Here is a 19,327-nt window from a genome sequence, read left to right as displayed (position 1 = left end):
ACTTATTAAAATTAAGATTTTGACGACAAGTGGTCTCTTAATTTTGCTAGAAGTTCTAATTGATCTTCCCTCCATGGATTATTACGCTGAACACTACGATCATGATGTTGGCGACTCTCTTGATCCAATTGACGATGCATCTCTTTAATTCGCTGATAAAGCTCATATGAAGGCAAACGGACTGCCCCTCGAGAAAAGATAGTCCATTGAACGGCTTGATCCGAAGTAACCACTGTTACCTGATTGGAAATAATGTTCAGTTTTTCGCTTAAATTTTGGATATAGGTATCAGCAGTAACAGCTTCTGGAGTAAAAACAACATCTAAATCCCATTTGCTAAATTGCTCTTTAATACCAGGAACATACATGGCATCAAATACGACAATAATTTGACCCTCAAAAAATTTTCGATAGTTAGCCAAGATGTCTAATAAGCGGTCGCGAGCCTCTTCCAAACGATCCAATTTTTTTAAATGTGCTAATTGGGGCCAACTGCCAATAACATTATAGCCATCCACAATCATAATTTGCTTTTTCATAAAGATTTACTCTCTCGACTAGTGAAGGCCTGATATAATAAAATCCCGGTAGCGACACTGGCATTAAGGCTTTGAACTGTACCAATCATAGGGATAGTCAAAATCTGATCCACCTGTTTTTTAACCAGCGGTGACAGACCGCGACCTTCATTACCAATTACTAAGGCAATAGCTCCTTGAGCATTCCAACGCCGATAATCAGTTCCATTCATATCAGTTCCAAAAACCCAAATATTTTGTTTTTGTAAAGTTTTAATAGTCTGAACTATATTAGTAACCCGCACAATTGGTATACGTTCGATTGCTCCCGTAGAAGTTTTAGCTACAATTGAAGTTACACCGACAGCCCGCCGCTTAGGAATAATGACCCCATTAACACCCACAGCATCAGCGGTTCGTAAAATTGAGCCAAAATTATGGGGGTCATTGATATTATCCAAAATTAAAAAGAAAGGCGCTTCATGCCGTTTTTCGAGTTGCTTCAACAAAGTAAACAAATCAACATAAGCAAAAGGAGTAGTTGTTAAAACAATTCCCTGATGATTGCCCGCTTGTGTCATGTCATCTAATTTCGACTTGGGTGCATCTTGAATAACTAAATGCTGAGAACGTGCTGCCTCGATAATACGAGCAATTTTTTCACTGTGCAAGCCTTTTTGCAAAAATATTTTATTAACTTTTTGCGGTGCATCAGGATCTTTAAGAACTGCCCAAGCTGCATGATACCCAAAAATTATTTCAGACTGATCTTTATTGGAAGTGGAATTCATTAGTTCGCCCCATTTCTACTTGTTGAATGCACCAAGCAGCTAATTCTTGTAACCGCTGGTGTTGTTCACTAACTTGCAAATAGCCAAAGATAGCTTCAAAACCAGTGGAAATATTATAAGTCTGAACCGAAGTATTTTTCGCATGCGTTTTAGCCTTAGCATTACGGCCACGGCGAAAGACATCGGCTTCAGTTTCTGTCCAAAAATGATCTTGTCGCATTAATTCTATTAAAGCTGCTTGTGCTTTAGCCGATACAAAATGTGTTGCCCGCTTTTGTAACAGATTAACCTTAGTTAAACCATTAGCCAGTAAATGATCACGTACGAATAGTTCCCAAACTGCATCACCCAGATAAGCCAAAGTCAAACCATTGAATTGTTGATAATCCCTCATTTTTTGTGCCACCGAGTTCCCTGAGGAGTATCTTCTAAGATAATCCCCATTTGTAACAGCTGTGAGCGCAAAGCATCACTTGTGGCAAAATCTTTTTGCGCCCGTGCTGTATCTCTTTGCTGAATTAAAGCTTCTATTTGTTGATCTAACTGAGGATTAGTAGCAAATTCTATGCCAAAAATACGAAGAATATCTGTATATTGGACCAATAAATTATGAATATTTTGTTGATTAACTTGTTTTTGCGCTGAATACTGATTAATTAATCGCATTAATTCATATAAATCACTTAAACCATTCTGAACATTAAAATCATCATCCATATGGCTAATAAAGTTCTCCTTAATAGCCTCTTGCTTTGATTGAACTGCAGCATCAAAATCACCAAAATCATGATCTTGTAAACGAAAATTTAAATTTTGTGCAGCAGTTTGTAAATGCTGGAGATTATTATGAGCATCTTGCAGGTTGGCCTCTGAATATTGAATAGGTCGCCGATATTGCGTGGCAGCCATAAAAAACCTTAAAACTTGCGGATCAAGCTGCTGCAAAAGCTCATGAACGGTTATAAAATTACCCAAGGATTTGCTCATTTTTTCATTATCGCTGCCAATAGTTACAAATCCATTATGCAGCCAGTAGTGAACAAATTGCTGCCCAGTATGAACTTCACTTTGGGCAATTTCATTCTCATGATGCGGAAAAATTAAATCTTCACCCCCACCGTGAATGTCAATCGTAGGCCCTAAATACTTCGTTGCCATCACCGAACATTCTATATGCCATCCGGGGCGCCCATTGCTCCACGGTGAAGCCCAAGACAACTCATTAGAAGGTGCCTGCTTCCAGAGAGCAAAATCCATAGGATCTTCTTTTTTACTAGTATCTAAAACGTTGGTCCTTTGGCTAGCTCCCTGTTCCAAATCCGCTAAATTCTGTCCTGATAGCTGGCCGTAATGTTTAAATTTGCGAGTGCGATAATAAACATCACCCGCACTCTCATAAGCATATCCTTTAGCAATTAAGTCACTAATAAATTTAATAATGTCATTAATATTATCAGTTGCACGGGGATTCAAGGTTGCTGGTAAAACATTCAAAGCTTTCATATCTGTTTGATAGGCGGCAATATACTTAGTTACCAGCTGCTTTGGTGTAACTTCCTTTTCACGGGCCGCTTTAATAATTTTATCGTCAACATCAGTAAAATTGGATACATATTTGACCTGGTAACCCCGATATTGCAGATAGCGGCGAATAGTATCAAAAACTACCGCTGATCGTGCATTACCAATATGAATATAATTATAAACTGTAGGTCCACAAATATACATCGTAACTTGGGGAGGATTAAGCGGAATAAAGGTTTCTTTTTTTTTGGTGAGAGTATTAAAAATTTTAATCATGTTTAAACTCCTCTGCACTGAAAAACACAGCTATGTTGACTAACTACCTGACACGCTGTGTTTTAAAAATTAATTTTCTAATTGTTTAAGAGTCTCAGTTAAATGTTGTTGCGTTTTGTCGTAGCCTAAAAGTTCAATGGCTTCTCCAATTCCCGGGCCATGCATAGATCGAGTAGTAGCAATTCTAATTGGCATATATAATTTTCTGCCTTTAACTCCTATCTCACGTCGAGTTGCCTGTATAGCCTGCATAATTTGCGTGGCTGTAAAACGAGGTAAAGTTTTAATTTGTGCTTGAAAAGTTTTGAGAGTCGGTTCTGCATTATCCTTTTTTAACTCTGACATAGCAGTTTCATCCAGTTGTTGAGGATCAGTGAAGAATATCTGCGCCAAATCAACAATTTGTTTGGTATAACTCATTTGTTCTTTAAATAATGAAACTAAAGCACGAACCCATTCAATCGTTTTTAAATCAGGATCAGCATCAATTAACTGCGCCTGGATCAAGTTAGCTAACGATAAATCAGTAATTCGGCTTAAATCAGCTGCCTTGACATACTGATTATTAACCCATTCTAATTTTTTCTGATCAAAGGCTGCGGGTGACTTACTTAACCGTTTAGGATCAAATTGTTTAATAAATTGCTTTTGGGTAAAAATTTCGTCTTCACCTACTGGTGACCAGCCCAAAAGAGTTATAAAGTTAAACATGGCTTCAGGCAGATAGCCACGTTCACGATATTGTTCAATAAACTGCAAAACTGATTCATCACGTTTACTTAACTTTTTACCAGTTTGGCTATTAATAATCAAAGTCATATGGCCAAATTTAGGCGGCTGCCAGCCCAAATATTCATAAATCATCAGCTGCTTTGGTGTATTAGCCACATGATCATCACCGCGTAAAACATGGGTAATTTTCATTAAATGATCATCAATTACTACCGCAAAATTATACGTAGGCATGCCATCTCTTTTTTGGATGACCCAATCACCGCCAATAGTCTGTGATTCAAAACTAATGTGTCCTTTGACAATGTCATCCCAAGCAAAAGTTTTATTTTGTGGCACTCTAATCCGAATAACCGGTTTTAATCCTTGCGCTTGAGCCTGTTGAATAGCCACCTGCTTTTCAGCAGCTGTCATATTCGCATATTCATATTCGTAATGCGGCATTTCTCCGCGCGCCTTTTGGGCTTGTCGATCAGCTTGTAATTGTTCTTCCGTTTTATAAGACTCGTAAGCAACTCCAGCATCCAATAATTGCTGAATATATTTTTGATAAATTGCGCGCCGCTCTGATTGGCGATAGGGACCAAAGTCGCCGCCGACGTCTGGGCCTTCATCCCAATCAATACCCAGCCATTTTAAGTTGTCTAACTGACTTTGTTCGCCGCCAGCGACATTACGCTTAGTATCAGTATCTTCAATTCTAACTACAAAAGTCCCTTGGTTATGACGGGCAAATAAGTAATTAAATAAAGCAGTTCGCGCATTACCAATATGCAAATGCCCGGTTGGACTTGGTGCATAACGTACTCTTATTTGATTATCAGTCACAATTAACTCCTCTTTCTTACAAACTCTCTATTATACTAGCTTACCTGCTTCTGCTAAAAAATCAACGCGTTACCGTTGATTTTTAAAAACTTTTTTAATTGCATCATTAATCGTGCGAACGCCAATAATTTCGATTTGATGCTGATTTTTGTGAGTAACCTCATTATTAGCTGGCACATAAATTCTTTGAAAGCCTAATTTAGCGGCTTCTTTAATTCTTTGATCAATCAAATTCACCCGTCGAATTTCTCCGGTTAAACCTATTTCACCGACAAAACATTCATCAGCTGCCAGACCTAAATTCCGATAACTGGAGACAATTGCCATCGCCATCGCCAAATCGATAGCTGGTTCATCCAAATGAACTCCACCCGTGGCTTTTAAATAAGCATCCTGATTTTGCAAGAGAATGTTTGCCCGCTTTTCCAAAACTGCCATAATGACTGCTACTCGATTATGATCTAATCCTGTAGTAGTTCGTTTGGCCATTCCGTAAAGAGTCGGTGTAATTAAAGACTGAATCTCTACTAAAATCGGCCGCGTTCCTTCCATGGAAACCACAACCGCGGAACCTGTGGCATGTGCTAGGCGTTCTTCCAGAAAAATTTCCGAAGGATTAGCAACTTCTTTTAAACCATCATCTTGCATTGCAAACATGCCGATTTCATTAGTCGAACCAAAGCGATTCTTAACGGAGCGTAAAATTCGATAATTATGATGCAAGTCTCCTTCAAAATAAAGAACCGTATCTACCATATGTTCCAAAATCTTCGGCCCCGCAATCGCGCCACCTTTTGTCACATGACCCACAACGAAGACAGTGACACCCTGTTGTTTAGCAATTGTCATTAACTGCGAAGTCACTGCCCGCACCTGAGCTACGCTACCGATAGCCGAAGACAAATCCGGAATATTCATCGTTTGAACTGAATCAATAATTAAATAGTCAGGCTTTTGCTGCTGGACCATTTGGGTAACAGCATTCATGTCCGTTTCCGGGTAAATAAACAATTCTTTGCCCTGAACATGCAAGCGATTAGCACGCAATTTAATTTGCGAAGCACTTTCTTCTCCTGTAACGTACAGAACTTGTCCACCGGTTTGTTCCAGTTGACCGGATACCTGTAAAAGCAGCGTGGACTTGCCAATTCCCGGATCACCCCCAATTAAAACTAAAGAACCGGGAACAACACCACCGCCTAAAACTCGATCCAATTCAGTCAGGCCCGTATGCACTCTTTTTTCTTCATTAAAAGTAATTTCTGATAATTTAACTGGCTGCTTGGTTTCACCTGCAGAATTTGGGGTAACTGGTGCAATTACTTTTTGGGGTTCTAATTCCTCTACAAGTTGGTTCCAGGCACCACAATTGGGACAACGTCCTAACATTCTTGGCGAAATATAACCGCAATTTTGACAGACATATCTAGTTTTTACTTTGGCCACTTTATCTCCTTATTTACCTGATGAACCAAAACCGCCGTTACGCTTGATAGTATTTTGGACATCATCAGTAGTAATTAAATACTTCGTAAAAATACCTTGACAGATCCGCTCACCTTTATGAATCCAATAATCCTGCGAAAAGAAATTTAACATTTGCACAAAAATTTCGCCTTCATTATTTGGATTATTATAATAGTCAGCATCAATCACCCCCACAGAATTAGGAATAACTAATCCCCGCTTTAAAGGACCGCTAGAGCGGCTAACCAATAATAATACTTCATCTGAAGGTAAAAACACTTTAATACCGGTAGGCACCAGCACTGGTTTGAGAGCGGCTGGTGTAGGCAAAGCCCCTGAACGCCAGATAGAAGGTACTAAAAAATCTTCTGCTGCTTGCAGGTCATAACCGGCAGCAAATTGCGTTTGTCTTTGCGGTAACTGGATCTGCTGCTTGTCATAGCGAGAAACAATTTCAAAGCCACGTTTTTTCAATTAATTTTCTCCTTAATAGTAACATTAACATTATATTGAGGTATGATTAATATAGCAAGTTTTTGACTGGAGGTGAGCTTATTGCAGCTTAAGGCCGAACCAGGGTGCTTTTCTTATTTTGATTCGAAGCAGAAATTAATTGGTGAAATTACATTTACTTCAATTTCACCTACTTGTATTAGTATTGATCATACTTTTGTTCATCCGGATTATCGCAATCAAGGAATTGCTCGCCAATTGCTCCAATTTGTATTGCAGTTGGCAAAGCAAAAGCACTGGCAAATTGTTCCTGTTTGTCCTTATGCTAAAAAAGTCCTTCAATCGGAAATACAGCTCCACCCATTCTTGAAAAATTCAATAAATAACAGGAGGAATTCAAAGAATGATCCAAAACGAACTAAAAAAGGCTGTTGGAATTAAATCTGTGGATTTAATTCAGCCACACATGACTGTGGGATTAGGAACTGGCTCCACCGTTTATTACATGGTTGAAGAATTAGGCCGGCGTGTCCAAGAGGAAAATTTAGCAGTGGAATGTGTGACTACTTCCAACAGAACCTGGAAGCAAGCAGAAAAACTTGGTATTCCTCTGAAAAAGTTAGATGAAGTTCATACAATTGATTTGACAATTGATGGTGCTGATGAAATTGACCAAAACTATCAAGGTATTAAAGGCGGCGGTGGTGCCCATACTCGTGAAAAAATAGTAGCGCTGAATTCCCACCAAAATGTTTGGATTGTAGATCAATCCAAAATGGTTTCACATTTAGGAAAATTTCCCTTACCTTTAGAAGTCAATCCTTTTGGTTCGCAGCAACTCTTTGAGCGGCTGCAAGCTGAAAATTTACACCCGGTTTTTCGTGTGGATGATCAAGGCAATCAATTCTTAACTCACATGAAAAATTATGTGATTGATCTTCATTTAAAAGAAATAAAGCATCCCCATTTATTAGCTGATTGGCTGGATCATCAATCAGGTATTATTGAACACGGATTGTTTTTAGATGTCGTCAATACTGTAATTATTGGCAGCGATAATGGTCCTAAAATTATTGATCATATCCGCTAAGTAACTAGACTAATAAACAAAATTAATATAAAGTTAATTTACATTTATTTTTAAGTCTAAAGGAGGAATATTATAAATGGGACAAGCTATCGACTCAGCAGTTTTGAATAAATTCAATGCTGATTTCAATAAAATACCAGCTGCTCAAGTAATTAAAAACAGTGTGGCCAACAACGGTATTTATAAATCTAGTACTACTCTTCAATCCAAAATTGCAATGGACCCGACTTTTTCAATTGAATTGGAAACCGGCAAAGTGGCTGACCAAAAACAGTCCGGTTTGTGCTGGGTTTTTGCGGCCTTAAACACTCTGCGGCATCCAATGCAGGCAAAATTTAAAATTAAGGATTTTGAATTATCACAAGGCTACATCTTTTTCTGGGACAAGTTAGAAAAATCCAATTATTTCTATGAAAATGTTATTAAAACTGCAGATTTAAAAATCGGTGATCGCAAAATTGATTTTCTTATGACTACTCCTCAACAAGATGGTGGCCAGTGGGATTTAATCTGTGGTCTTTTAGAGAAATATGGTGTCGTTCCAAAAAGTATTATGCCGGATACAGCCAGCCGCATTAATTCATCCGAATTAAATCATGTACTCAACTCTAAATTACGTAAAGACGCCGTTCAATTACGCAAATTAGTCAATGATGGAGTTTCTTTGAGTGAAGTTGAGGCCACCAAAGAAAACATGCTTAGCGAAGTTTATCGTATGCTGGTTTATACAATTGGAGAACCTCCAACCAAGTTCAACTGGTCTTATCGCGATGATAATCAGCAATTTCATCAAGTAGAAAATATTACTCCCCAAGAATTCTATAAACAATATATTAATCTCAATTTAGCGGATCATATTTCTACTATCAATGCTCCTACCACTGATAAGCCTTATAATCATGTTTATACAGTAGAATTATTGGGCAATGTTGTTGGTGGACGGCAAGTACGACACTTAAATTTAGAATTACAAGATTTCAAACAGGCTGCAATTAAACAATTACAGGCTGGCGAAGCGGTTTGGTTTGGTAGTGATATTGCCCAAATGTCTGATCGCAAAACTGGAATTATGGATACCAAACTCTATGATTTAAATGGGCTTTTTAATATTGATTTAAACATGACTAAAGCTCAACGTTTAGATTATGGAGAAAGCATGATGAATCATGCTATGGTTATCACGGGTGTTGACTTAAACAACGATCAACAACCTACTAAATGGAAAGTTGAAAACTCCTGGGGAGAAAAAGTTGGCAACAAAGGCTATTTTGTAATGAGTGATGCCTGGTTTGACCAATTTGTTTATCAATTGGTAATAGATAAAAAGTATCTTCCAGAAAAATTACAACAAGTTTATGAACAAGAAAAAGATGCACCTAAAGTCTTAGCCCCTTGGGATCCTATGGGAGCCTTGGCTTAGAAAATGTCTCTTTTTCTAATAACCATGATTTATTAACCGTACGCTAACAAGATGGAACTCTTAATAATTTAAGAGTTCCATCTTTTTAATATCTAATCTCATCCAGGAACATTTAGAATACCTGTTGATAAATTTTCTTAACTAAATTAATGGTATTAGTACCATACGGATTATGCCGGTTGCTAAATAATATTATGGCATTTTGTGCATTATTGGACATCAAAAAGACAGTATCGAAACCTTGTTCTACGCCGTGTGCATAAAAATAATGGTTAGACTTATCATTATAGACTCCACCATTATAGCCATTAGTAGGATTAGTAGGCGGTACTTGCCGAAATTGACGAATAAAATGACGGTCAACAATTCTTCCGTTAACGATAGCAGCCTGTATCCGATAAAATTCTCCTACATTAGAATAGAGTTGGCCTGCACCTCCTTCAAAGTTTAAGCGCTGTTGATTTAAGCTTAGAGGGTGGCTGTAATCTACTGGCTGCTTATTGACTGCATAAGCTAATACATGATTGGGATTAAAAGCAAATTGATTATCAACATCAGTATCTTTTAAATGCAATCTTTGTTTAAAATAACGCTTAAATAAGGTTTGATAAGAACAATGATAAACCTGCACTAAAATTCGGGCTAACAAAATATAATTAACATCACTATAATGCCACCGATTCACGTAATGACTATCAAAACTAGTGTGAGTATTCAAATAATGATCTAATTTTTTACCCCGTAAATTAGAAGTAGGTTCTGTTGTCAAATTTAAACCTGATTGCATCTGCATTAAATGGGTTAAAGTTAAATTGGCACTGTAAGGTATTTGTGGAAAATATTGCTGTAAAGAATTAGTCAGTTCCAATTTATGTTGAGTTTGCGCTTTGATAATTAAAGTTGCAGTGATAGATTTTTCTAAGGAAGCTAATTGATAAACAGAATCTTTATTAAGTAAACGTCTCTGCGCATAATTGGCATAGCCGGACTGTTGCTCAAACCAATAATGCCCCTTTTTAACGATCAGTAAATTACCACTGAAATTATTTTTTTGCAAAAGATCGTCTATCTTTGGAGCCACTATATTGGCTGCCTGTGCTGGCGGCGTTGATAGATTTATAATAAAACTCACACACACCAACAAAAAGAGTATGATCTTTTCTTTCTTGAACATCAGAATGCCTCATTTTCCTTATATTTTGAAACACAGAACAAGCAGCCACTTCTAATTTTTTCTGCTATAATGCTAATAGTTTAATCTATTATATTTAAAATATAAATATCTCTGCATGGATAATAATTGGAGAAGTGTAAGAAGAAAATGAAATTACAAAATTCTTTGAATGCCCCGAAAAGTTCCCATAACAAAATGACGCTGGCTGGTATTCTTGTGGCCCTCGGTGTAGTCTATGGCGATATTGGAACTTCCCCCATGTATACTATGTCATCTTTAGTTGCTGGAAATGGTGGTTTGCAAAATATTTCTACAGACTTTATTCTAGGTAGTATTTCTTTAATTTTCTGGACGTTAACTATTATTACTACTACTAAGTATGTTCTGATTGCACTTCGCGCCGACAATAACGGTGAAGGTGGCATTTTTGCGCTGTACACGTTAGTCAGAAAAAAGGCTAAATGGCTTTTGATTCCCGCGATGATTGGCGGGGCCACTTTTCTTTCTGATGGTATGATGACTCCGGCGGTGACTGTTACTACTGCAATTGAAGGGCTCAAAGGGCTTAACATTAATAATCATGTTTTAATTACGAATCAACAAACTGTTGTTTTAGTAACCATTATTATTTTATCATGTCTTTTTTTTATCCAACGTTTTGGCACTGAAGCCTTAGGTAAAGCTTTTGGCCCCATTATGTTACTCTGGTTCACTAGTCTGGCTGTGGCCGGATTGTATCGTTTGGCTGGAGATTGGAGTTTTCTCCGTGCTTTAAATCCCTATTATGCTTTTCAAACTTTAATAAGCCCTGCTAATAAAAACGGCATTTTTATTTTAGGCAGTATTTTCTTAGCAACTACAGGTGCCGAAGCCTTGTATTCTGATATGGGCCACGTCGGCAGAAATAATATCTATGGCAGTTGGCCTTATGTTAAAATCTGTCTGTTAATTAATTACTTGGGTCAAGGCGTTTGGCTCAATCAAGTCAAGGATCTAGTCAGTTATCAAAATATGGATACTCTCAATCCTTTCTTTGAAATGGTTCCTGCTCCATTTCGTCTAGCAATGACTATCATCGCTACTCTAGCAGCAATTATTGCTTCACAAGCACTTATTTCCGGTTCTTATACCTTAGTTTCTGAAGCCACTAAATTAAAATTGCTGCCGCGTTTGCGGATGATTTATCCGACCAACTTTAAAGGTCAACTGTATATTCCCGCAGTTAATAATATTATTTGGGTTTTATGCATTGCGATTGTTATTTATTTTCAAAATTCTGAACGCATGGCTGGGGCCTACGGTTTAGTTATTACGATTACAATGTTAATGACTACAATTCTTCTAAATGCTTGGCTTCTAACAACTAAGCATAATCGTTTCCTTTCTGAATTAATCATTGTCTTCTTCTTAATAATTGAAACAATTTTTCTTATTTCCAATAGTGTGAAATTCTTTGAAGGCGGTTATGTAACTTTTACAATCGCCTGCATTTTAATCATGATTATGATCATTTGGCAGTATGGCGAATTGCTTAAAAATGATAATACCTTTCATCGCGAATACGTTTCTTTACTAGCTTATAAAAGACAACTAAAGAAATTAAGTGAAGATGATACACTGCCATTATATACTACGAATTTAGTCTACCTCACTAAAATTCATGAAGGCTATAAAGTTAAAAAAGACATTTTATATTCTATTTTGGATAAACGCCCTAAAAGAGCGAAAGTCTATTGGTTTGTCACTGTTAACGTCACGGATAATCCCTATACAACCGAATATAGCGTAGACACTTTTGGCACTGATTATATGGTCAATGTCCAGCTGTATTTAGGTTTTCGAATGGAACAAAAAGTGAATTTCTTCTTGCGGCAAATTGTTAATGAAATGATGATTAAAGGCGAATTGCCACGTCAGCCTCAGACTTATACAACCATTCCCGACCGCAATGTAGGTGATTTCTCGTTTGTGCTAATTCAAGAGGAATTATCACCAGATACTCAATTAAATAATATTAAAAAAAGTATTATCCAGGCCCGCTTGTGGCTGCAACGCTATACAGTGACTCCTGCCATTTGGTTTGGACTTTCTTATAGTGACGTTGTTATGGAACGAGTTCCTCTTATTCTTGGGCAATTGCGTTCTGACAGACTAAGATTAATCAAGCGAGATCCCATTATTAAATATTATGATGACGGGGATGATGATGAGTAACAAAAAAGCCGATGAGAATGATTCTTCTCACCGGCTTTTTAATATCAAATTCATTAAATCTTTTATGAATGTAATGTCCGTTTTGTTATGATTTGTAAATCATGATTAAATTCATAAATAATTGGTTGAGCATTTTTTACTTCAACACCATCGATATCCTGATCACTAATATTTTCTAAGTATTTAATCAGTGCTCGTAAAGTACTCCCGTGAGCCACAACCAACTGATTTTGATTGCTTTTTAAGCGTGGTGCTATCTGATCTTGAAAATACGGAATAGTTCTTTTTAAAGCCATCGCTAAACTCTCTGATCTTGGTAAAATGCTTTGGGGATAACGTTGATACGCGCGAATATGAGTATCTACTTGTTGCAATTTTGGCGGTATACTAAAATAACTACGCCTCCATAAAGCCACCTGATGGGCGCCATATTTTTGCCTGGTGTAATCTTTATTTAAACCGCGCAAAGCTCCATAATGCCGTTCATTTAACCGCCAAGACTTATAAATAGGAGTTGCTAGAGCTTGACACTGTTCTTGGATCAAATAGGCCGTAATAATTGCTCGTTGTAAAACTGAAGTGTGCACAGCCGCAAATGAAACTTGCGCCTGCTGTAATAAGCGTCCAGCAACAAGAGCTTCTTGACGCCCTCGTGTGGTTAAAGGCACATCTGACCAACCGGTATATTCATTTTGCGCATTGGCAACACTTTGACCATGACGCACTAAAATTAATTTAACCATTATTTTCCTCATCAAAAAATACGCGTAACTAAATTCATTAAAATGGGAACAACAATAAGACTTAAAATGGTAGTAGTGGTAACCATCACGGCAGCATAGTCTGAATCAGCATGATACAATTTAGCTACTACCGGGGCGTTAGTCATAACCGGCATCGCCGATTGAATCACAAAAACTTCTTTCATAATAACTGGAACTGGAGCTGATAAAACCAATGCAAAGGTCAATAGTGGCGCTAAGAAAAACCGGCCACAGCAAATTCCCAGCATATCACGGGAAAAATGAATATTTTTAATTCCGACCTGGGCCAATTTCATACCTATAAAAAACATTGATAAAGGAATTGTTAAATCTCCGATATACTTAGTATCAGTTAGGATAAAACTAGGTAAATTTATATTAAACAAGACTAATAATACCCCTAGTATAAAACCTAACAAGGGCGGCGAAAAGATTTTTTTTAAAATTTCCCCAATACTCATGCGCTCTTGGGAATCTCCATCTTTACGAATTAAATAAACTCCTAAAGTCCAAAAAAAGGTAGTATTAGCCATATAATAAATTAAAACGTAGGGCACACTTGCTTTTCCAAAAAGGGCCATATTCACTGGCAAACCTACAAACACCGTATTAGAATTGGAGAACATCGACTTAAATAACCCCCGATGCTCTGGCTCAATCTGCAATAAAAACTGTACGAAATAAGAAACCAGAAACAATAATGTCATTGACAGAATGGGAAATTTCAAATCCGGAAAAATACGAAACAGTTCTGCACGGGAAAATTTAGCAGTTATCGTGTTAATCATATAACAAGGAAGCGCAATTTGGGTAACTAATCTGGAAGTAATCCGACTATAGCGTTCATCAAACCATCCGACTCGTGTCAGAATATATCCCACTATAATCATAACTAAAATTATTAACACACCGCTAATACTATGAAATAACAACTTAAAAAACCTCGATTATGGTAATCTTTTTTCTTTTTTCTATGTTAACATTAATTTGATATTCTTACCGAGAATTTTTTACATATTATATTCGGAAAATCTTATAAGGAATAATTCTTATGTACAAGTTAAAAAAGTTGAGATCTTATCTTCAAAGTAAATTACACTCTAATCTTTATTTAATAGCAATAATAAGCGGTTTATTCATTACAGTAATTATTCTGACCTATCTGATTGTTAATGTAGTCTGGATTAATGGTGAAGTTCGAGGAAAATCAATGCAACCCAATTTTTACAACGGTGACCGCTATTTTGCCTCGCCCACCGCTCCTATTCATCGTGGAGATATTATCATTATTGATCCGCCTGGATCCACCGCAAATAAACCCTTTATCAAAAGGGTAATTGGTTTGCCTGGAGATAATATCACTTCCAAAAACGATGTTACTTACATCAATGGTAAAGCTTTAAATGAACCTTATTTAGATCCCTATAAAGCCAAGTTAAAACCAGGCCATCTCTTAACTCCTAATTTTAAGATGCAAGATGTTTTTGGTACTAAGAAAGTTCCGGCTCATTCCTATTTTGTTTTAGGAGACAATCGTCCCCGATCTGTTGATAGCCGTACTTTCGGTTTTGTCAGTCAGGACCGGATCATTGGAGTGGTCAAATTACGTTTTTGGCCTATACACCGTATCACTTTTTACTAACTTCTTTTACTAACTTCCTGATGATAGACTAAATGTTCATTAATTCCGCGCTGACATTCAGCCTGCAAAGTGACATGATTAATTCCATATTTTTCTTTTAATAGCTGCTCGATTCGTTGATACAATTCTTCCAATTGTTCTATAGTCTCATTGGAACGTACATTAATATGGGCATCAAATGCGACTAAATGTTCATCTATTCGCCATAAATGCACATGATGCACATTCACAATATCGGGAATCTGCATTAAAGTCTGCTGTACTTGCGGCAAATCTATATTAGGACCGGCAGCTTCCATTAAAATTGAAACCGTCTGTTTAATAACTCCATAGGATTCTTTCATGATCCAAGCCGCAGTAATTAAGGTCAACACCGGGTCGGCCCACATCCAATTAAAAAATTTAATCAGTAAAGCTGCAATGATTACACCTACTGAAGACAAAGTATCAGCAGCCATATGTAAAAAAGTAGCTTTAATATTAAGATTGTGATGTGAGTCAGCTTCCATTAATAACATTGAAAATAAATTAGCTGCTAAGCCGACTATCGAAACAATAAGCATAATCCCGCCGTCAATTTTTTGCGGATGACCTAAGCGTTGAATGCCTTCAATAATCAACACAATAGTAATAGCAATTAAAATAGCAGAATTAACAAAGGCCGCCAAAATTTCAGCCCGCTGATAGCCAAAGGTTTGACGCTCATTATTATCTTTTTTCCCAATTAAATGAGCCACAAAGGATAAGACAATTGAGAGCGTATCTTCCATATTATGAAAACCATCAGAAATCAAACCGAGACTGCCGGAAACAATTCCACCGACAAATTCTACTATCGTAATTATGGCATTTAGAGCGGTTACGCTTGCAAATTTAGTATCAGACATATTGCCGTTATGATGTTCATCCATCTTACTGCCTCCTATATAAACAGATTTTAGGCTATCTTAACTTTTATTGCAACGAGCAATTTTTATTTAATTCCAGATTATTTCTCAGAAAATTTTGCCAAAATAAAAGATGTACAAAATACTAAATTCTGTACATCCACTCTAAAGAATAATTTTAAAATATTCAACCTATCGGCTTCAAAAAGGCCGCTGTTTTTACTTTTCATTAACAGATTTAACAACTACTTTAATCGGGCGATTTAAATCTAAAGATTCATGATAACGATCTTGAATAATTTGTTTCATATGTTCCGCTGCCTCACGTTTAGAAACATTATGACAAATCCTTTTAACAATAACTTGCTCACCAGAAATCATCTTACACATTACAACAACTTCATAGTCACACACACGACGACCAATAAGGTCAGCAAATAACATGATTTATTCCTCCACAATTAAGTTCAATTATTGCAACCAGACTGTTATATCACTTTTAGAATCTTAATTCAACCGAATTAATAAAATATTTTTTAAATTTATTGTAGAAATAGTCCTCAGGCTTTCATTGACGCTGGAAATTGTATAATATTAGTAATAGATGAGGAGGTCTTGACATGCCTAACCAGAATTCCCGTGGACAACACCAGTTTAAAACACGGAAAAACAATATCAATCGCCAGTCGCCAATGCCACAAGGGGTAAATCCTAATAACCAGCTGCAACCGGGAAATAATTTTAATAATTATCCCCAGCCAGTTCCTACTAACTATCAAGGTGAAATACCGGAATCGACAGCAGCCGATAATTTTGTTCCAGCAAATAATACTGCTAATCATCCTGTAATCAATCCTAATGCCGGACAAATGCCGCAAACACCGGCCAATCAAACATCTTATCCTCCTGTTAATCAGCCCCAGCAACCCAATAATTCTAAATTTAATACTCATCAAGATCAAGTACCTTTTAGTCAACCGACCGTAACGATGCCTGTAATTAAACCCCATCAGTATAATGCTGCTGATGGTCAAACCGCAAAACCACCCTATCCGAGCAATAAACAGCCCCAATATCAACCCACAGTCAATCCTAATCTCCAATCTCCGCAACAAGCTAAAAAGACTGCGGTTCGTTTTTGGAAACGTCCAGTGGTGTGGATTGTTATTGCTATTATAGTATTGGCAGCAGTGGGCATCATCCTTTTCTTATTATTACAGCCACCTACCAAAAAAGATACTTCTAATTCTAGTAGACCTGTAAAAACTGAAAAAGTTACTGATTCTCCTGATAAGGCGCTTCATGCTAAAAAACATCCGGCTAAAGACGTTGCTAAAAAGCAAAACAGTTTGCAGGCGGATAAAAAAGCCCTGCAGCCAAAAGCACGCGAATGGAATAATTCTGGTTCTTATGATGATATGAAATACGATACAGATGACTTCACGATTCAATTGAATAATTCTTCTAATGGAGTGAAGTTAATACCTGATGCCAATAATAAGCCGGCCTTATTTATTGAATATACCTTTACTAATAAAAGTAAGCAACCGCAAAAACCCGCTGACATTGTTCATCAGGATATCCAGTTGAAACAAAACGACCAGGCCTTAGAGACAACCACGCCTGCCAGTGATAACCACGATGCACAAGACAAATTAAACGCGGGTCAAAAAGAAGTTGCCCCAGGGCAAAAGATTGACACAGCGATGATATATACTACGAAGGATACCAAAAATACAATTTCTATGTACTTCATGGATCTTAAGACCCATCAACTTTTAAATACTAATCAGCCTTTCAAGCTGTAGTAAAAAAACTCAAGATAAAATTTTATCTTGAGTTTTTTGGTTATTTTACTATTATGGTTTAATTACTCGAATTTTCTTTTGTAATAATCTGTAAAAGATCTTGTGGGTGTTGTAATTGATAATCAGCTTGCTCAAATTCTGAATGAAATTTTGCCCCCCAGGTAGCCAAAGCAAATTTAGTCCCGGCGGCTTTGCCGCTGCGTAAATCATAAACAGCATCGCCTACATAAATAGCTTGTTCGGCTAAAACCTGTAACTCGTCCAAACCCTTTAAGACCGGTTCCGGATTAGGTTTATGTTTGAGCGTGTCCGACGCTGTAATCACTGCTTGAAAATAAGAATTCAGTCCAAAAGGAGTTACTTCATCTACAAATTCTGATTTATTTTTAGAAGTAACAATCGCCAATAATAAACCCTTCTCTCGCAGTCCCTCTAACAAATCAATAATTCCGGGAAATATTTGAACATCTTTAAAATTAGTTTTCATCTTACTTTCCCAACTCTGAAGTAACTGGTCACTTTCAGAATCCGAGTCGGCAAAATCTGCTACTACTTGTTTTCCCGGGATCCCTAAAGTATAAAATAAATCCTCGGCAGCTACTTGAAATCCTTTTTGTTCGCGTAAGGTCTCTTGTAATCCGGCTATCACTTGCTTTTCTGTATCTAATAAGGTTCCATCAATATCGAATAAAACTGCCTTAATCATCAATAATCTCCTTTAATTTTGCATGAGGTAAGAAAGCTCTTCAACAAAATATTCTGTCTTCGATTGCGTTTATTATTAAATATAACAAAGCACTTTCCTGAAGGAAAGTGCTTAAATTATTAACAAGCTAAGTAAGCAGGAAAAATATCTGAGTGTTGAAAAAATGGTTTTATTTCTTACTAAACTTATATGACAAGCCAGAACCATCTTCTTTAGCACCAAAATTCCTTTCGACAATTAGATACTGGGATTAAGTAGTTTCATGAAAAACACTATCAAACTCCGACTCTCTGAATATACTTAGTGGATTCCCCACGCTACCAACATTAATTAGATTTTTATTAAATGGAAAAATTTGACTATTTAATATTTTTTCCACGTCAAAAAAATACCCACAACAGCTCCAATAAAAATAAAAGGGGATATGCGGACAAATAACTATTCGAATGCGTGAAATGCACTCAATACTTATTCTCATATACCTGAAAAAGCACAATGAAATGCGGCAGAAAAATTTATTACCTATATTGGCTTATAATCTGATGGAATACTGTCATTACCTTTTCCATGACCACAACGAAAAAAGACACCTTCTCGCAATGAGAAAGTGTCTGCAATCTTGATATAATAACGATTAACGTTTTGAAAATTGTGAAGCTTTACGAGCTTTCTTGAGACCTGGCTTCTTCCGTTCCTTCATTCGCGGATCACGAGTTAACATACCCGCACGCTTTAATGGTCCCCGAAAATCGGGATCAACTTCTAACAAGGCCCGTGCAATACCATGACGGATCGCACCAGCTTGACCAGAAAAACCACCACCACGAACATTAACTAAAACATCATAGCTATCTGTTGTTTCAGTAATATCTAGTGGTTGTTTCAAATCTTTGATTAAACTTGCAGAAGGGATATAATCTTTTGCATCCCGTTTATTAATAGTAACGTTACCTTTTCCAGGTACTAAACGAACACGAGCCACAGAGTCTTTACGACGGCCAGTTCCAGCATAAGATAATTGTGCCAAATTCTT

At 37.0% G+C, this 19,327-nt stretch carries 20 protein-coding genes; 6 read left to right on the top strand and 14 right to left on the bottom strand.

The genetic code is table 11. The features are described 5' to 3' along the window. Positions 1–11: 11 nt before the first annotated feature. The 7 genes from JG29_RS01985 to JG29_RS01955 form a co-directional block, all read right to left on the bottom strand. The gene (locus JG29_RS01985) at positions 12–539 is read right to left on the bottom strand and encodes an NYN domain-containing protein (protein ID WP_045922277.1); all 528 of its coding nucleotides are present in this window, start codon (positions 537–539) and stop codon (positions 12–14) included. Further along, on the bottom strand, positions 536–1,309 hold the full coding sequence (rlmB, locus tag JG29_RS01980; protein ID WP_045922276.1) for a 23S rRNA (guanosine(2251)-2'-O)-methyltransferase RlmB: 774 nt from the start codon (positions 1,307–1,309) through the stop codon (positions 536–538). Before rlmB ends, JG29_RS01985 begins: the two co-directional genes overlap by 4 nt. Next, positions 1,290–1,703 (bottom strand): Mini-ribonuclease 3, encoded by a 414-nt coding sequence (locus tag JG29_RS01975; protein WP_045922275.1) that lies wholly within the window; start codon positions 1,701–1,703, stop codon positions 1,290–1,292. Before JG29_RS01975 ends, rlmB begins: the two co-directional genes overlap by 20 nt. Beyond that, entirely contained in the window at positions 1,700–3,109 is a 1,410-nt protein-coding gene (gene cysS, locus JG29_RS01970) for a cysteine--tRNA ligase (protein ID WP_045922274.1), read from the bottom strand. Before cysS ends, JG29_RS01975 begins: the two co-directional genes overlap by 4 nt. 69 nt (positions 3,110–3,178) lie before the next feature. Beyond that, positions 3,179–4,669, bottom strand: coding sequence for a glutamate--tRNA ligase (gene gltX / locus JG29_RS01965; protein ID WP_045922273.1), 1,491 nt, complete (start codon positions 4,667–4,669; stop codon positions 3,179–3,181). A gap of 69 nt (positions 4,670–4,738) precedes the next feature. Then, positions 4,739–6,115, bottom strand: coding sequence for a DNA repair protein RadA (gene radA, locus JG29_RS01960; protein ID WP_045922272.1), 1,377 nt, complete (start codon positions 6,113–6,115; stop codon positions 4,739–4,741). Between the two features lie 9 nt (positions 6,116–6,124). Next, a complete protein-coding gene (locus tag JG29_RS01955) occupies positions 6,125–6,610 on the bottom strand; it encodes a dCTP deaminase/dUTPase family protein (protein ID WP_045922271.1) in 486 nt (161 codons plus the stop codon). An 81-nt stretch (positions 6,611–6,691) separates the two neighbouring features. Between JG29_RS01955 and JG29_RS01950 the strand changes: the two genes are divergently transcribed. The 3 genes from JG29_RS01950 to JG29_RS01940 all read left to right on the top strand — a co-directional run bounded on the left by JG29_RS01950 (position 6,692) and on the right by JG29_RS01940 (position 9,099). Then, on the top strand, positions 6,692–7,030 hold the full coding sequence (locus JG29_RS01950; RefSeq protein ID WP_045922270.1) for a GNAT family N-acetyltransferase: 339 nt from the start codon (positions 6,692–6,694) through the stop codon (positions 7,028–7,030). Beyond that, positions 6,993–7,679, top strand: a complete 687-nt coding sequence (gene rpiA, locus JG29_RS01945) for a ribose-5-phosphate isomerase RpiA (protein WP_045922269.1) — start codon at positions 6,993–6,995, stop codon at positions 7,677–7,679. Before JG29_RS01950 ends, rpiA begins: the two co-directional genes overlap by 38 nt. Positions 7,680–7,755: 76 nt before the next feature. Continuing rightward, positions 7,756–9,099 (top strand): C1 family peptidase, encoded by a 1,344-nt coding sequence (locus JG29_RS01940; RefSeq protein ID WP_045922268.1) that lies wholly within the window; start codon positions 7,756–7,758, stop codon positions 9,097–9,099. A 112-nt stretch (positions 9,100–9,211) separates the two neighbouring features. Here JG29_RS01940 and JG29_RS01935 read toward each other — a convergent pair whose 3' ends face one another. Then, positions 9,212–10,273 carry a serine hydrolase domain-containing protein gene (locus tag JG29_RS01935; protein ID WP_045922267.1) on the bottom strand — a complete coding sequence of 354 codons (1,062 nt, stop codon included), beginning with the start codon at positions 10,271–10,273 and terminating at the stop codon, positions 9,212–9,214. A gap of 147 nt (positions 10,274–10,420) precedes the next feature. On the opposite strand from JG29_RS01935, the gene JG29_RS01930 reads away from it, so the two are divergent. Next, positions 10,421–12,487 (top strand): KUP/HAK/KT family potassium transporter, encoded by a 2,067-nt coding sequence (locus tag JG29_RS01930; RefSeq protein ID WP_045922266.1) that lies wholly within the window; start codon positions 10,421–10,423, stop codon positions 12,485–12,487. 62 nt (positions 12,488–12,549) lie between these two features. On the opposite strand, the gene JG29_RS01925 is transcribed toward JG29_RS01930, so the two are convergent. Both JG29_RS01925 and JG29_RS01920 read right to left on the bottom strand, forming a co-directional pair. Beyond that, complete coding sequence (locus tag JG29_RS01925) at positions 12,550–13,230, bottom strand: 2,3-bisphosphoglycerate-dependent phosphoglycerate mutase (RefSeq protein ID WP_045922265.1); 681 nt, start codon at positions 13,228–13,230, stop codon at positions 12,550–12,552. 11 nt (positions 13,231–13,241) lie between these two features. Further along, complete coding sequence (locus JG29_RS01920) at positions 13,242–14,183, bottom strand: AEC family transporter (protein ID WP_282431997.1); 942 nt, start codon at positions 14,181–14,183, stop codon at positions 13,242–13,244. A 119-nt stretch (positions 14,184–14,302) separates the two neighbouring features. Here JG29_RS01920 and lepB point away from each other — a divergent pair, with 119 nt between their 5' ends. Continuing rightward, complete coding sequence (gene lepB, locus JG29_RS01915) at positions 14,303–14,893, top strand: signal peptidase I (RefSeq protein WP_052696270.1); 591 nt, start codon at positions 14,303–14,305, stop codon at positions 14,891–14,893. Here lepB and JG29_RS01910 read toward each other — a convergent pair. Both JG29_RS01910 and JG29_RS01905 read right to left on the bottom strand, forming a co-directional pair. Beyond that, complete coding sequence (locus tag JG29_RS01910) at positions 14,890–15,804, bottom strand: cation diffusion facilitator family transporter (RefSeq protein ID WP_045922264.1); 915 nt, start codon at positions 15,802–15,804, stop codon at positions 14,890–14,892. The two genes, lepB and JG29_RS01910, sit on opposite strands and share 4 nt — an antisense overlap. Positions 15,805–15,999: 195 nt before the next feature. Further along, on the bottom strand, positions 16,000–16,224 hold the full coding sequence (locus JG29_RS01905) for a hypothetical protein (protein WP_045922263.1): 225 nt from the start codon (positions 16,222–16,224) through the stop codon (positions 16,000–16,002). Between the two features lie 176 nt (positions 16,225–16,400). On the opposite strand from JG29_RS01905, the gene JG29_RS01900 reads away from it, so the two are divergent. Beyond that, positions 16,401–17,588 (top strand): DUF5067 domain-containing protein, encoded by a 1,188-nt coding sequence (locus tag JG29_RS01900; protein ID WP_045922262.1) that lies wholly within the window; start codon positions 16,401–16,403, stop codon positions 17,586–17,588. A 58-nt stretch (positions 17,589–17,646) separates the two neighbouring features. Here the strand turns inward: JG29_RS01900 and JG29_RS01895 are convergent, their stop codons facing one another. Together JG29_RS01895 and rpsI are read right to left on the bottom strand one after the other, a co-directional pair. Continuing rightward, positions 17,647–18,294 carry an HAD family hydrolase gene (locus tag JG29_RS01895; protein ID WP_045922261.1) on the bottom strand — a complete coding sequence of 216 codons (648 nt, stop codon included), beginning with the start codon at positions 18,292–18,294 and terminating at the stop codon, positions 17,647–17,649. A 634-nt stretch (positions 18,295–18,928) separates the two neighbouring features. Further along, positions 18,929–19,321: a 30S ribosomal protein S9 gene (rpsI, locus tag JG29_RS01890; protein ID WP_045922260.1), complete on the bottom strand. Its 393-nt coding sequence runs from the start codon at positions 19,319–19,321 to the stop codon at positions 18,929–18,931. Between the last annotated feature and the right edge of the window lie 6 nt (positions 19,322–19,327).

It is taken from the genome of Bombilactobacillus mellis, assembly GCF_000967245.1.
GTDB lineage: Bacteria > Bacillota > Bacilli > Lactobacillales > Lactobacillaceae > Bombilactobacillus > Bombilactobacillus mellis.
Note: the sequence above shows the minus strand (reverse complement) of the source record. Positions and strands in the feature narration are given on the sequence as shown.